Consider the following 13691-nt stretch of genomic DNA (forward strand, 5'->3'; position numbering starts at 1 on the left):
GGGACTTCTTGGAAACTTAATTAACCTTTAGTTAGGTCTTGCAAGCGATATACATCCATTGGCAACTTGATTGCTAAAGCTTGGCACACAGCATCAGCACCGTTCAAGGTGGTAGTGTAATACACTTTGCCTTGTAGTGCCGAGCGACGGATCGAGAACGAATCCTGCTGAGCCTGTTTACCTTCAGATGTATTGATAATGAGGTGAATTTCGCCATTTTTCAAGCGGTCCACGATATTAGGACGGCCTTCGGTTACTTTATTTACACGTTCACATGCAATACCTGCTTCAGTGATCACGGTATGTGTACCACCTGTTGCAAGCAGCTTGAAGCCATAATCTACCAGTTGCTGGGCAATGCGTGCGACATGTGGCTTATCTGAATCACGTACAGACAAGAATGCATGTTTCACTTCGCCTTCGGTTGGTTTACCAGGTAAACGATCATTTGAGCCTAATACAGCTTTATAGAACGCTTCACCGAATGATTTACCAACACCCATCACTTCGCCAGTCGATTTCATCTCAGGGCCAAGAATCGGGTCAACACCAGGGAACTTGTTGAATGGGAACACGGCTTCTTTTACAGAGAAGTGCTCAGGAATGATCTCTGTAGTGAATCCTTGAGATTCCAGAGATTGACCTGCCATACAACGTGCCGCTACTTTTGCCAAAGATTCGCCGATACATTTAGAAACGAACGGAACCGTACGTGATGCACGTGGGTTCACTTCCAGAATGTATACGTCATTGCCTTTAACCGCAAACTGAACGTTCATCAAACCGATTACGCCAAGCTCTTTTGCCATAGCCACGGTTTGACGACGCATTTCGTCCTGAATCTCTTTAGAGAGAGAGTAAGGAGGAATCGAACATGCTGAATCACCTGAGTGAATACCCGCTTGTTCAATGTGCTGCATGATTCCGCCGATTACCACATCTTTACCGTCAGATACGCAGTCTACGTCAACTTCGATCGCGTCATCCAGGAAGCGGTCAAGAAGTACAGGCGCTTCGTTAGATGCTTGAACCGCATCACGTAAGTAGCGTTTGAGTTCTTCATCGTTGTACACGATTTCCATCGCACGACCACCAAGCACGTAAGAAGGACGTACCACAAGTGGGTAGCCGACTTTAGATGCTTCAGCCATACCTTCTTCAGCAGATTTTACGATGCTGTTGTTTGGTTGACGAAGTTGCAGACGTTGAATCATTTGCTGGAAACGTTCACGGTCTTCTGCGCGGTCAATCGCGTCAGGTGATGTACCGATAATTGGTGCACCGGCTTCTTCTAGAGCACGCGCCAATTTCAAAGGTGTTTGACCACCGTACTGTACGATAATGCCTTTAGGCTTCTCGATACGAACGATCTCTAAAACGTCTTCAAGTGTAATCGGTTCGAAGTACAAACGATCTGAGGTGTCGTAGTCTGTAGAAACCGTTTCAGGGTTACAGTTCACCATGATCGTTTCATAGCCGTCTTCACGCATTGCAAGGGCAGCGTGTACACAGCAGTAATCGAACTCGATCCCTTGACCAATACGGTTAGGACCACCGCCGATCACCATGATCTTGTCTTTAGCAGACGGATTCGCTTCACATTCTTCATCGTAAGTTGAGTACATGTAGGCTGTATCAGATTCGAATTCTGCAGCACATGTATCGACACGTTTGTAAACTGGAGTTACGCCCAGGTTCCAACGGTGTTTACGGAATTGTTTTTGTGAAATGCCCATCAAGTCCGCAATGCGAAGATCTGATAAACCTTTGCGTTTGAATCCACGGATGTTGTCCGCATTCAAGTCGCCAAAACCTAAAGTTTTGATCTGGTTTTCAGTTTTGATGATGTCTTCGATTTGAATCAAGAACCAGCGGTCAATGTTTGTTGCAGCGAATACTTCGTCTAAGGTAAAGCCGTGACGGAATGCATCGCCCACGTACCAAATACGCTCTGGGCCTGGTACTTTAAGTTCTTGCAAGATTTTGTCGCGCGCGCCTTCTGCACCCACTTCAATTTTTTCGTCAAAACCAGAAGCGCCCACTTCAAGACCACGAAGGGCTTTTTGTACAGACTCCTGGAAGTTACGACCAATCGCCATCACTTCACCGACAGATTTCATCTGAGTTGTAAGCGTTGCGTCAGCTTGTGGGAATTTCTCGAAGTTGAAACGAGGAATCTTGGTCACTACGTAGTCAATTGCAGGTTCAAACGATGCAGGAGTTGTACCGCCTGTGATGTCGTTTTTCAACTCATCAAGGGTATAACCTACAGCCAGTTTCGCCGCAATTTTCGCAATCGGGAAACCCGTTGCTTTAGAAGCCAGTGCAGATGAACGTGATACACGTGGGTTCATCTCGATCACCACCATACGGCCAGTATTTGGGCAAATACCGAACTGTACGTTAGAACCACCTGTTTCTACGCCAATTTCACGGAGAACCGCTAAAGATGCATTACGTAGTAACTGGAATTCTTTATCAGTCAGTGTTTGCGCAGGAGCAACAGTGATGGAGTCACCTGTGTGCACGCCCATTGGGTCAAAGTTTTCAATGGTACATACAATGATACAGTTGTCGTTTTTGTCACGAACAACTTCCATCTCGTATTCTTTCCAGCCAATTAAAGATTCATCAATCAATAACTGTTTGGTTGGAGAAAGATCGAAACCGCGTTCACAAATTTCGATGAATTCTTCGCGGTTGTAAGCAATACCGCCACCTGAACCACCCATGGTGAATGATGGACGGATAATCACTGGGAAGCCGAAACGTGCTTGAATTTCTAAAGCATGTTCCATTGACTCAGCAACGTCAGCTTTTGGACATTCAAGACCAATTTTACGCATTGCTTGGTCAAACAGTTTACGGTCTTCAGCTTTTTCAATTGCTTCTTTGGTCGCGCCGATCAATTCAACATTGTATTTTTCTAAAATGCCATGCTCATCGAGGGCAAGGGCACAGTTCAATGCAGTTTGACCACCCATGGTCGGAAGAACCGCGTCTGGGCGTTCTTTCTCAATGATTGCTGCAACAGTTTGCCAAGTAATTGGCTCAATATAAGTTGCATCCGCCATGGTTGGGTCGGTCATGATGGTCGCTGGATTCGAGTTGACCAAAATAACGCGGTAGCCTTCTTCACGAAGGGCTTTACATGCTTGAGCACCTGAGTAGTCAAACTCACATGCTTGACCGATGACAATCGGACCAGCACCAATAATCAAGATGCTTTTAATGTCAGTACGTTTAGCCATGATGCTTCCTTAATTACTTCTTAGATGCTTCGATAAGTTCGATGAAATGATCGAACAATGGTGCGCAGTCATGTGGGCCCGGGCTTGCTTCAGGGTGACCCTGGAAGCTGAACGCAGGTTTGTCTGTACGATGAATACCCTGGTTGGTGCCATCAAACAGTGAGCGATGCGTTACACGCAACACATCAGGCAGATTGCTTTCATCGACTGCGAAGCCATGGTTTTGAGAAGTAATCATCACTGTACCGTTGTCAAGATTCTGTACAGGATGGTTCGCACCGTGGTGACCGTGAGGCATTTTTAAGGTTTTAGCACCACTTGCAAGCGCAAGGATCTGGTGACCCAGACAGATGCCAAATACTGGAATTTCAGTGGTTTCTACAATGGTTTTTACAGCTTCAATTGCGTAGTCACATGCAGCCGGATCGCCAGGGCCGTTCGACAGGAACACGCCATCTGGATTCAGTGCAAGTACATCGGCAGCAGGAGTTTGTGCAGGCACAACCGTCAGTTTGCAACCGCGGTCTGCAAGCATACGTAAGATGTTGGTTTTGACACCGTAATCGTATGCAACAACATGGAATTTAAGTTCAGGTTGGGAGAAACCTTTGCCTAATACCCAAGAGCCTTCGGTCCATTCAAAACCTTCAGGGTCGCAACATTCTTTTGCTAGGTCTAAACCGTTTAAACCACCAAAGGCACGGGCTTTTTCAAGCGCTTCAGCTTCAGTGATATTTTCGCCAGCAAGGATACAACCGTTTTGCGCACCTTTGTCACGTAGAATACGTGTCAATTTACGCGTGTCGATATCAGCAATCGCTACAACATTGTGTTGTACCAGATATTCAGCTAATGATTGGGTTGAACGGAAGTTACTGTGCAATAAAGGCAGGTCACGAATGATCAATCCGTTAGCCCAAACCTTATGAATACGACCTGATTCAGCGTCTTCTTCATTGCAGCCTGTGTTACCGATATGTGGGTAAGTCAGTGTCACAAGTTGCTGTGCATAACTCGGGTCAGTCAAAATTTCTTGATAGCCAGTCATGGCAGTGTTGAAAACGACTTCGCCAGTCGTACTACCCGATGCGCCAATCGAAATACCTTTAAAGATAGTTCCGTCGGCAAGGGCTAAAATTGCTGGGGTGCTCAAACCAAAGCTCCTGAAATTTAGGCTGTAAAAAAGCGAGAAGACGAAAAAAAAGGAAGGCTAATTTTTAAACCTACCCTCCTATGTCTGCTCGCTTGAACTTAACACGGCATTATACGCAGAATGACTGTTGAAGTCCAATGGCTTTGCAGCGAAAGTATAAGATAAATACCTTGCTTTTTGAGTGGAAGTCTGTTTTGTATACAGCGGCAAAAAATGTAAGCAATTAATAATTGTCAGACAAATCAAATCTTAAATTTTATCGAATCTACTAAGATAGCTTAGGTCAATATAACAATAGGAACAAAAGCAATGACTACAGCATCAAAATCTACCCAATCCAAGAAATCGACTCCAAGCGTGGTGGCAGAAACTGCCGAAAAGCTTGAAAAAGTAGCAGTCGAGGCGAAAGATCAGGCAATTGAAACCCTCGAAGAAAGTAAGGAAAAGCTTGAAGTTGAAGCCAAGCAATTGACCGATACGGTACAGGAGCAATTGCGCCAATTTAAGCAGGAAGTGTTACAGCTCATCGATACCTTAAAGGAGCAGATTTTTGGTTCACAAAAAGAATTAACCGAATTAAAAAGCTTTATCAAAACAGAATTCAATGCAGTGGTCGAAGACCTGTCCAGTCTGGGCAAAGAACTGAAAGAAGATGTCAGTCAGATCTCGACCAAGCATAAAGAGCATTTGACCGATACCTTGAAGCGTTCTAAAGACAGCACTATTGAAGTGCTTAAAAAAGTCAAACCGGTGGTGAAAGCGGAAAGTTCAGATAAAAAACCGGAGCTGAACAGTTAGGCTGCGCTAAAAGGCCACGATTCAAATGGAGAGCACGCTATGTTCTCCTTTGTCTTTATGCAGCAAAACGGACTCACAATAACAATTGAAGGGGGTCACGATGCAACAGCATTATTTCGTAGGTGTACTTGGTTTGCTGATATTGATCATGCTACTGAATCTGGAAAGCGGGCTAGGGCGCATGCTTTATCTGGGTGTGATTGTGTTGTGTTTGGGAGTGCTGGGGCTGGTTTTTGGCACCATCCTGCTTACTGTACTCACTTTTGCGTTTATTCTATATGCCGCTGTAAAATCCATTCAGAAACAGCATCAGCTAAATCATTAAAATATACATATCTAGCAATATTGAAAATCTTTAAAACAACGCTACAGAGCTTGGCTACTTTTCTGGGCATAAACAAAAACGTGAGACTTCAAGTCTCACGTTTTATCAGCCTATGCTAGATTCAGACAGCGGTGCCTGATTTAAAACACATGTAGCCAGTCTCGTTTATTATGAAAATCTGCCTGAGGACTACTGTGCTGCATCGCGTAGTACTGATCGCCTTGCGAGGTTTTTAAAACAGCAGATAAACCCAGGAATAAATCTTCCCATTTCAGTTTATGTGTTGCCATAAAATCCGTCAGATCTACGCTGACATTAAGACCATAATGCGTACGTTTGAGCTGATTCAGCTCAATATCATCTGCAGCTTGCGGTGGCATATCTTCAGGATAGCGGTATTCTTCAAATTGATAAGCCTGCCAGGCCTGAGACGGGGAAAGATTGATCTCACGATAAAAATCTTCGCCCTGAACCCCGATAAAAATTTCAAAGCAGGTTTGTTCCCACAAAAAATCCTGACGGGGATGTGCAGCGACCATGTCGGGCCACAGAATGTACTGGTTGGGGTCGCGGATCCAGAAGCCCACATTTAGACTGCATGGGCCTTGCTGTTCAATGGCAGCAACCAGAGAGATGGCCTGAAAACGGCGATCAAATGCGCTAAGTTCGTAACTTGCCATAAGTCCTGTACTTAGTTAGACAAATGAGCAAAGCGGACAAGATTGGACAGTTTTTGGTTCTGTTTTGCCGCTTTCTTATAAAGAAGTGCAATTTTACCAATGGTTTGCACTACTTCAGCACCAGTTGCTGCTGAAATTTCAGCAATCAGTGCTGCACGGGCTTCACGATCTTCAGCCACAATTTTAACTTTAATCAGTTCGTGATCGTTTAAAGCGCGTGCCAATTCTTCGATTACAGTTTCAGTCAGACCTTTGTCACCTAGCATCACGACTGGGTTGAGAGTGTGTCCGATTTGACGTAAACGCTTACGTTCCTGAATAGATAAAGCCGCCATGAGAGATAACCTGAATTTTAAAACGGCTTAGTATAGCAAAAGCAAAAAATAAACGCTGTAAATTATCAGGAAATAATCATACTCAATCTGTCCACTTAGAGCGCAAAAGCCATAGATTTAGATACACATGTATACTGCAAAATAAGTCTTTTTCACGTACAATTAATAATTAGACATTTTTTTATTTAGAGAGTTATGGCTACACGCATTACCAACCAAAAGTTATCTAAAAGTAGTCGTGATTGGATGAGAGAGCATTTAGACGATCCTTATGTGAAAAAGGCACAAAAGGAAGGCTATCGTGCGCGTGCAGCATATAAGCTCTTGGAGATGCAGGAAAAGTATAAAATCATTAAACCAGGCATGACTGTGGTCGACTTGGGCGCAGCACCAGGCAGCTGGTCACAGATTGCCGGTAAGCTTGTAGGTGATAATGGTTTATTGATTGCATCAGATATTTTACCGATGGACGCTTTACCGGATGTAACTTTCCTGCAAGGTGACTTCCGTGAAGAAGAAGTGTTCCAGAAATTGCTAGAAATTTTAGATGGTCGTACTGTAGACGTTGTAATTTCGGATATGGCCCCCAATACATCAGGTAATAAGGCTGTAGATCAACCGCGTCAGATTTACTTATGTGAACTTGCACTGGATTTTGCCAATAAGGTACTAGGCCCTAAAGGTCAATTTGTGGTAAAAGTTTTCCAAGGCTCAGGTTTTGATGAGTTTCGTAAACAAGTAGTTGATAGTTTTGATGTTCTGAAAACATCTAAACCCTTGGCATCACGTGCCCGTTCTAAAGAAGTTTTCCTGATCGGGCAGGGACGCAAGAAGACTTTAAAATAAGTCTACTTGCCAAGTCGTTAAAAATTGTGCATTTTGTACGTTTTCAGATAATTGTAAGTTGATTTACAGCTTAAGTATTAAGGTCACCCTGAACAGGGCATGATCAAATTAGATTGGAATGGGAATAAAGCTTTGAGCGATCTTTTTAAGAATGCCGTATTGTGGCTCGTAATACTGGGTGTGCTGGTGTTAATCTTCAGCAACGTCAGTGACCGCAATCAACCGACTACAATGAACTACTCAGAGTTTGTTGCCGCGGTCAATGCTGGCCAAATTAAACAAGTTGTGATTGACGGCGAAAGAATCCGTGGCGAAAAATCAAACGGTTCAGAGTTTGAAAGTATTCGTCCGGCAGTTCAGGATCCTGAACTGATGCCAAGCCTGATCAAAAACAATGTTGTGGTTGAAGGTGAAGCACCACAACGTCAAGGCCTGCTCATGCAGTTGCTTATTGCAAGTTTCCCTGTGCTTTTAATCATTTTGTTATTCATGTTCTTTATGCGCAACATGGGTGGCGGTGCAGGTGGTAAAAACGGCCCAATGAGTTTTGGTAAGTCTAAAGCCAAAATGCTGTCTGAAGACCAGATTAAAGTGACTTTCGTCGATGTTGCCGGCTGTGATGAAGCCAAGCAAGAAGTCGTAGAAATCGTTGACTTCCTGAAAGATCCAACCAAATTTAAACGTCTCGGTGCCAGTATTCCCCGTGGTGTGTTAATGGTCGGTCCTCCAGGTACGGGTAAAACCTTACTTGCCAAAGCCATTGCTGGTGAAGCGAAAGTTCCGTTCTTTAGTATTTCCGGTTCTGACTTCGTAGAAATGTTCGTGGGTGTTGGTGCATCGCGTGTGCGTGACATGTTCGAACAAGCCAAACGCCATGCACCATGTATCATCTTTATTGATGAGATTGATGCCGTTGGTCGTCACCGTGGTTCAGGTACCGGTGGTGGTCACGATGAGCGTGAACAGACATTGAACCAGATGCTGGTGGAAATGGACGGCTTTGAAGGTAATGAGGGTATTATCGTCATTGCTGCGACAAACCGTGCAGATGTACTGGATAAAGCTTTGCTTCGTCCGGGCCGTTTTGACCGTCAAGTGATGGTTGGCTTGCCAGACATCAAAGGCCGTGAACAGATCCTGAATGTGCATTTGAAAAAATTGCCTTCAGTGACCGGTGTCGACGTTAAAGTGCTGGCACGTGGTACGCCTGGCTTCTCTGGTGCGCAATTGGCCAACCTGGTCAATGAAGCGGCTTTGTTTGCGGCACGCCGTAACAAGAATACTGTCGATATGCATGACTTTGAAGATGCAAAAGACAAGCTGTATATGGGTCCTGAGCGTAAGTCGATGGTACTGCGTGATGAAGAGCGTCGAGCGACGGCTTATCATGAAGCGGGTCATGCGATTGTGGCTGAAAGCTTGCCAGGTACAGATCCTGTACATAAGGTAACGATCATGCCGCGTGGCTGGGCTTTGGGTGTGACCTGGCAGTTGCCTGAGTTTGATCAAACCAGCCATTACAAAGACAAAATGCTGAATGAACTTTCTATTTTGTTTGGTGGCCGTATTGCAGAAGAAGTCTTCATTAACCAGATGTCGACAGGCGCTTCAAACGACTTCGAACGTGCTACCAAAATGGCACGTGCGATGGTGACTAAATACGGTATGTCTGACAAACTCGGTGTTATGGTTTATGAAGAAGATGCACAGCAATCCTTCATGGGCAGTATTGGTAGCCGCAGTATCTCAGAAACTACCCAGTTAGAAGTCGATCGTGAAATTCGCCGCATTCTAGACGAGCAGTATAAAATCGCACGTGATATTCTGGAAAGCAAAAAAGATATTGCGCATGCGATGGTAAAAGCTTTGATGGAATGGGAAACCATTGATCGTGATCAAATCCGTGACATCATGGAAGGTCGTGAACCTCAGCCACCAAAAGTCTATGTTGCAGAAAATCCGGTGATTGATGTAACCCCAGATGATGGTCCGTTGACTCCGCCACCATTACCAGCGAACTAAGTGAAATAAAAAAACCACCTTCGGGTGGTTTTTTATTGCGCTTATCTTGGCGTTATTTTCTGTAGGCGCTATTTAGTCCAAAACACCGCAGTAAATTTCTTATCGAGCTTTGCTTTATTGGGCTATCCATAAGACAATATTCGGATTATTTTAATGAGGATTACAACATGCAGTTGATGCCTTTATTACCCCATGTATGGACATTTGGTAATTTAACACTGGATTTATCTCAGCCGCATGTGATGGGGATTTTAAACGTCACCCCAGACTCTTTTAGTGATGGCGGTCAGCATAACCAGAAAGATCAGGCTGTCGCAAAAGCGCTGCAAATGATCGCCGAAGGTGCGACGGTAATTGATATCGGCGGGGAATCGACCCGTCCGGGCGCTTCAGTGGTAGAGGTAGAGGAAGAAATCCGCCGTGTAGTGCCTGTCGTTGAAGCCTTGGCAAAACATCAGGTCATTCTCTCGATTGATACTTCACAGCCAGAAGTCATTCGTGCAGCCGTTCAGGCTGGTGCGCATATCTGGAATGACGTCCGTGCTTTGACCCGCCCCAATGCCTTGGCCACAGCCGCAGAGTTGAATATTCCGGTCATCATTATGCATATGCGTGGTGAACCGACCACCATGAACAATCTGGACCAATATGAGGATGTCACTACCGAGGTCATTCGCGAACTATCGCAACGTGTTCAGGATGCTTTGGACGTCGGAGTGAAAGCGGAAAATATCATGATTGATCCGGGTTTTGGTTTTGCCAAGAATGCTCAGCAAAATCTGAAATTGCTGCAAGAGTTTTATAAGCTGACTGAAATGGGCTATCCGATTTTGTCTGCCTTATCACGAAAACGTTTTATTGGTACAGTTTTGGATGGCGCAGAACCGCAGGCACGTGCGGTGGGTTCGGCCACAGCACATTTGCTCAGTATCCAGCAGGGCGCCTGTATGGTACGGGCACATGATGTTAAAGCCACTGCAGATGCGATTAAAGTCTGGCGAGCCATGCAAACCGCTTGAAATTGAGAACGGTAAATCCATGACTGAGGAGAATGTTGTTTGGCTTTCAGGCAACAATATGCTATATAGGCACGCTTAGATTAAATTGTCATCTTTTAGAGTGCCTGTAATGTTTGCAGATTTACTTCTCCCCATGTTCGATGATGGATATTATCCCGATATTCTGGTTGCTGAAATCAAGCAGCACATCGAGCGTTTTGCCCAAAAAGTCGCTAAATCAGGCTTGTCAGATCAGGAAATTTACCAGCTTGCCAATCTGACCGTGGCTGATATTAATGTCATGAAACCGCAGTTTGAAGATCTGGATTCATCGCTGGATGATACCGCTGCAGATTATATTGCTGAAGCCATGATGATGGTGGTGCAAGAGTATGGCCTGTTCGAGATTGAAATGGAAGAGCTGATTACCAACCGTGAATGGTGATTGATAAAACCCTGCAATGGCAGGGTTTTTTATTGTCTGCGGAAATAGTCTTTAAAGCTTTTAAAGCGGATTGAGCCGAGTAATTGTTGTTCTTCATGCATGCATTGCTGATAAAGTTTCTGATAATAAGCTTGTAGATTCGGCTGACCTTGAATCTGTTGCGGTGTTTTGGATCTGGACTGCTGATAGGCCCAGAAGGCCAGTTGCCGCAGTTTTTGTAATTTGATCTGATCAATTGCGCTAGAGGAACTTTTAAATAAAGGCTCCAGGATCACACTACCAAAAGATGAGATCGCAAGCATGAGCATGCTGATGATCACCAGCATGTCTGAATGAATCAGATAAAGATTCAGCAATAAACCCAGAAAAATAGGAATTTGCAGATAGAGGCAGTTTTGCAAAAGCTGACTATAGGCTCTGGAGCTGAATTGGGCCTGATATTGTGCATAGCAGATATAGGGATAGAGCAGCGCCATCAGCACAATTAAAGTGACATTAAAGGCAATGGTGGCATTCTTGAAAAAATAATATTCCAGAAATACTGAGCTGATGCTGCAGGCGACACAGATCAGGAGAGACAGTAAATTTATCGCAATAACAAACTGCAGATTTTGCAGGGCATTAAATTTAAAGCGGCTATAGCGCAGCTTAAGAAAGAATGCATCCGGATGGCGTAATTGTAATGTAGCGAGATCGAAGTGTTTTAATTCTGACATGAGGATTTCGCGTTAAAAGATAAAATTCAGGCACAAAAAAACCAGCTAATGCTGGATTTTTTATTGCACCATTTTAATCAAGATTAAAATGGTGCCCGAGGCCAGACTCGAACTGGCACGCTTTGTGGGCGGGGGATTTTAAATCCCCTGTGTCTACCGATTTCACCACTCGGGCATGTGCGCAATAATAGAGGACGAAATAAAGCTTGGCAAGCAAATTTCTAAATGATTGCTTTCTTTTCAAGCAATTCCGAGTGTGTATTTCAAAATACCGCCACTCAATCTGTTTTTAATTCCATATTTTCAGATATTCAGGGCAGCCAATTGAAAATGATAGGGAAAACTATGAATTTTCATCCAGATAACTGTCGATATCCAGATGCTTAATAGTTTTGCAATATTGATGCTCGTGTTTGAGCAGCTGGGTATAGAGCTTGGCATAGTGGTTGAGCTGTTGTTCTATCTGGGCATGTTGTGGATCATAGCTTGAACAAAAACGTAATTTTAGTCGCAGCAGACAGGTCTGTTTATAAGCCCAGAAGCAGATTTTGCGTAATTGTTGTAGTTGATAATGTTCTGTACTTTGACTGCTTTGGCGAAATAAATTTTCCTTATAAAAGCGTACAAAGCCAAAGCTGATTCCAAAAAACAATAAGCTCCACATCAGCAGACTATTTTCCAGAAAAACCTGATTTAAAACCTGTAGGCCAATCACGGCTGTCATCTTGATCGGTGTCTGACGCAAGAATTGATACAGGGAATAAGAGGAATGCTGAATCTGCTGCAAAATCAGGGTAAACATCAACATCAGGAAAAGCAGAATCGCCAAAATGGCATAGCTCTGCGCCTGAAATTCGCTGATTGACATCAAAGATTGCTGGATCAGATCTCGTAAAATCAGGCTGCCGGGAACAAAAATCATGGCTGCCAAAACCCAGGGAACCAAGACTTTGCCTTGATCCCAGATCCCGCGGATTTTGATCTGGCCGTAAAACAGGTAATTCGCTTTGAATGCAGCAGGATACTGTTGTTGAAGTTGTTGCAGTAATAAAGTCACTTGGCTAGTGGACATCATCCAGAGATTAATTCAGAAAATAGACACAGGCCACTATAGTCGATTTGGCGCAGAATCACAGAACAAATCCATTTTCAGCGCTTATCAGTGCTTTAATCATGAAGATTTTAGTTTTTTAGCCACAAATTATGCGAAAATAGCCGATTCAAGATTTATTTTTTAAGGACAGTTTATGACTGATCAATCTCCTGAGGCGTTAAGCGACATCGAAATTTTAGACATCCTGCAAAGCATGAAAAAGGATGAGCTAAATACTGAGGCGAAAGAAGTGATTCGTCAGGGTGGTAAAGCTGGTCGTCAGGAAGCGCACAAAGAAGCGTTAGTGGCATTGAATCAGTCATTTGAAGACAAGTTTGTCGAAGCGGTATCTTTGGCTTTGGGTCTGAATGCAGCACAAATCAAGAAAATCCGTTATAAAAAAGACCGGATTCGTATTTTAAAAGCGCGCGGTATCGACTATATGGCGATTGATGGCGCTGAAACGGCACAAGTACTATCACAAATTGCCCAAGCAATTTTGCGTGAAGATGCGATTGTTACGCGCGATCTGCACAATATTTTCCCATTCTGGAAAGAAGGCTGGCCAATGGTGCAATTTGATAATGCCTACAAGATTCTGGAAGATGATATTCAGATTCATTATCAAGCTGTTCTCGAAGCTTTATTGGCAAAAATCTAAGCTTATAAATACAGATCGGCAAAAGCACCTTCGGGTGCTTTTTTAATCACGGTATAGCAGTGCAATCAGCCAGCTGATGGGCAAAATAAATAGACGCCACCAGGTGATAAGCGGCCAGTAAAAATACTCCCCAAAACTTAAGGTGGAATTGAAACCATTGCGACGACGTTGATGCGGATAGGGGATAATAAATGCGGTGGCAATCAGCAAGATGATGGCTGCCAATAACAGCAATGGGTTCTGCTGTTTCGCAAAAAAATAATAAAGCAAATATAAGGATGAATAGAAAAACAGACATCCCAAGAGTGCAGAAATATTCATAGCTCACCTGATGATTAGATATTATTAAAATAATTTTTGAGCATACA

14 protein-coding genes and 1 tRNA gene are annotated in these 13691 nt (G+C 43.9%); 7 read left to right on the forward strand and 8 right to left on the reverse strand.

The annotated features are described in order from the left end of the window. Positions 1-20 precede the first annotated feature (20 nt). On the reverse strand, positions 21-3251 hold the full coding sequence (carB, locus tag AC3IT7_RS03900) for a carbamoyl-phosphate synthase large subunit (protein WP_489249459.1): 3231 nt from the start codon (positions 3249-3251) through the stop codon (positions 21-23). A gap of 13 nt (positions 3252-3264) precedes the next feature. Next, positions 3265-4404 carry a glutamine-hydrolyzing carbamoyl-phosphate synthase small subunit gene (gene carA / locus AC3IT7_RS03905; protein ID WP_489249460.1) on the reverse strand — a complete coding sequence of 380 codons (1140 nt, stop codon included), beginning with the start codon at positions 4402-4404 and terminating at the stop codon, positions 3265-3267. A gap of 309 nt (positions 4405-4713) precedes the next feature. Here carA and AC3IT7_RS03910 point away from each other — a divergent pair, with 309 nt between their 5' ends. Together AC3IT7_RS03910 and AC3IT7_RS03915 are read left to right on the forward strand one after the other, a co-directional pair. Continuing rightward, positions 4714-5202, forward strand: a complete 489-nt coding sequence (locus AC3IT7_RS03910; protein ID WP_489249461.1) for a hypothetical protein — start codon at positions 4714-4716, stop codon at positions 5200-5202. 100 nt (positions 5203-5302) lie between these two features. Beyond that, positions 5303-5527 (forward strand): hypothetical protein, encoded by a 225-nt coding sequence (locus AC3IT7_RS03915; RefSeq protein ID WP_489249462.1) that lies wholly within the window; start codon positions 5303-5305, stop codon positions 5525-5527. Between the two features lie 140 nt (positions 5528-5667). Here the strand turns inward: AC3IT7_RS03915 and AC3IT7_RS03920 are convergent, their stop codons facing one another. Both AC3IT7_RS03920 and yhbY read right to left on the reverse strand, forming a co-directional pair. Then, complete coding sequence (locus AC3IT7_RS03920) at positions 5668-6207, reverse strand: DOMON-like domain-containing protein (RefSeq protein WP_489249463.1); 540 nt, start codon at positions 6205-6207, stop codon at positions 5668-5670. Between the two features lie 11 nt (positions 6208-6218). After that, positions 6219-6542: a ribosome assembly RNA-binding protein YhbY gene (gene yhbY / locus AC3IT7_RS03925; RefSeq protein WP_489249464.1), complete on the reverse strand. Its 324-nt coding sequence runs from the start codon at positions 6540-6542 to the stop codon at positions 6219-6221. Positions 6543-6737: 195 nt separating this feature from the next. Between yhbY and rlmE the strand changes: the two genes are divergently transcribed. From rlmE to AC3IT7_RS03945, 4 genes are all read left to right on the forward strand, one after another. After that, a complete protein-coding gene (gene rlmE, locus AC3IT7_RS03930; protein ID WP_475654709.1) occupies positions 6738-7388 on the forward strand; it encodes a 23S rRNA (uridine(2552)-2'-O)-methyltransferase RlmE in 651 nt (216 codons plus the stop codon). Between the two features lie 132 nt (positions 7389-7520). Further along, positions 7521-9410: an ATP-dependent zinc metalloprotease FtsH gene (gene ftsH / locus AC3IT7_RS03935; RefSeq protein ID WP_475654710.1), complete on the forward strand. Its 1890-nt coding sequence runs from the start codon at positions 7521-7523 to the stop codon at positions 9408-9410. A 167-nt stretch (positions 9411-9577) separates the two neighbouring features. Further along, complete coding sequence (gene folP, locus AC3IT7_RS03940; protein WP_489249465.1) at positions 9578-10429, forward strand: dihydropteroate synthase; 852 nt, start codon at positions 9578-9580, stop codon at positions 10427-10429. A gap of 109 nt (positions 10430-10538) precedes the next feature. Continuing rightward, on the forward strand, positions 10539-10853 hold the full coding sequence (locus AC3IT7_RS03945) for a DUF5713 family protein (protein ID WP_489249466.1): 315 nt from the start codon (positions 10539-10541) through the stop codon (positions 10851-10853). A 29-nt stretch (positions 10854-10882) separates the two neighbouring features. On the opposite strand, the gene AC3IT7_RS03950 is transcribed toward AC3IT7_RS03945, so the two are convergent. The 3 genes from AC3IT7_RS03950 to AC3IT7_RS03960 all read right to left on the reverse strand — a co-directional run bounded on the left by AC3IT7_RS03950 (position 10883) and on the right by AC3IT7_RS03960 (position 12641). Beyond that, positions 10883-11569 (reverse strand): hypothetical protein, encoded by a 687-nt coding sequence (locus tag AC3IT7_RS03950; RefSeq protein WP_489249467.1) that lies wholly within the window; start codon positions 11567-11569, stop codon positions 10883-10885. An 89-nt stretch (positions 11570-11658) separates the two neighbouring features. Then, positions 11659-11744 (reverse strand) — tRNA-Leu (locus AC3IT7_RS03955). Between the two features lie 168 nt (positions 11745-11912). Further along, positions 11913-12641 (reverse strand): hypothetical protein, encoded by a 729-nt coding sequence (locus AC3IT7_RS03960; protein ID WP_489249468.1) that lies wholly within the window; start codon positions 12639-12641, stop codon positions 11913-11915. Between the two features lie 175 nt (positions 12642-12816). Between AC3IT7_RS03960 and AC3IT7_RS03965 the strand changes: the two genes are divergently transcribed. Further along, on the forward strand, positions 12817-13323 hold the full coding sequence (locus AC3IT7_RS03965) for a hypothetical protein (protein WP_489249469.1): 507 nt from the start codon (positions 12817-12819) through the stop codon (positions 13321-13323). Between the two features lie 42 nt (positions 13324-13365). On the opposite strand, the gene AC3IT7_RS03970 is transcribed toward AC3IT7_RS03965, so the two are convergent. Then, on the reverse strand, positions 13366-13644 hold the full coding sequence (locus AC3IT7_RS03970; RefSeq protein ID WP_489249470.1) for a hypothetical protein: 279 nt from the start codon (positions 13642-13644) through the stop codon (positions 13366-13368). Positions 13645-13691: the final 47 nt, after the last annotated feature.

The sequence above is a fragment of the Acinetobacter sp. KH_038 genome (assembly GCF_057839405.1).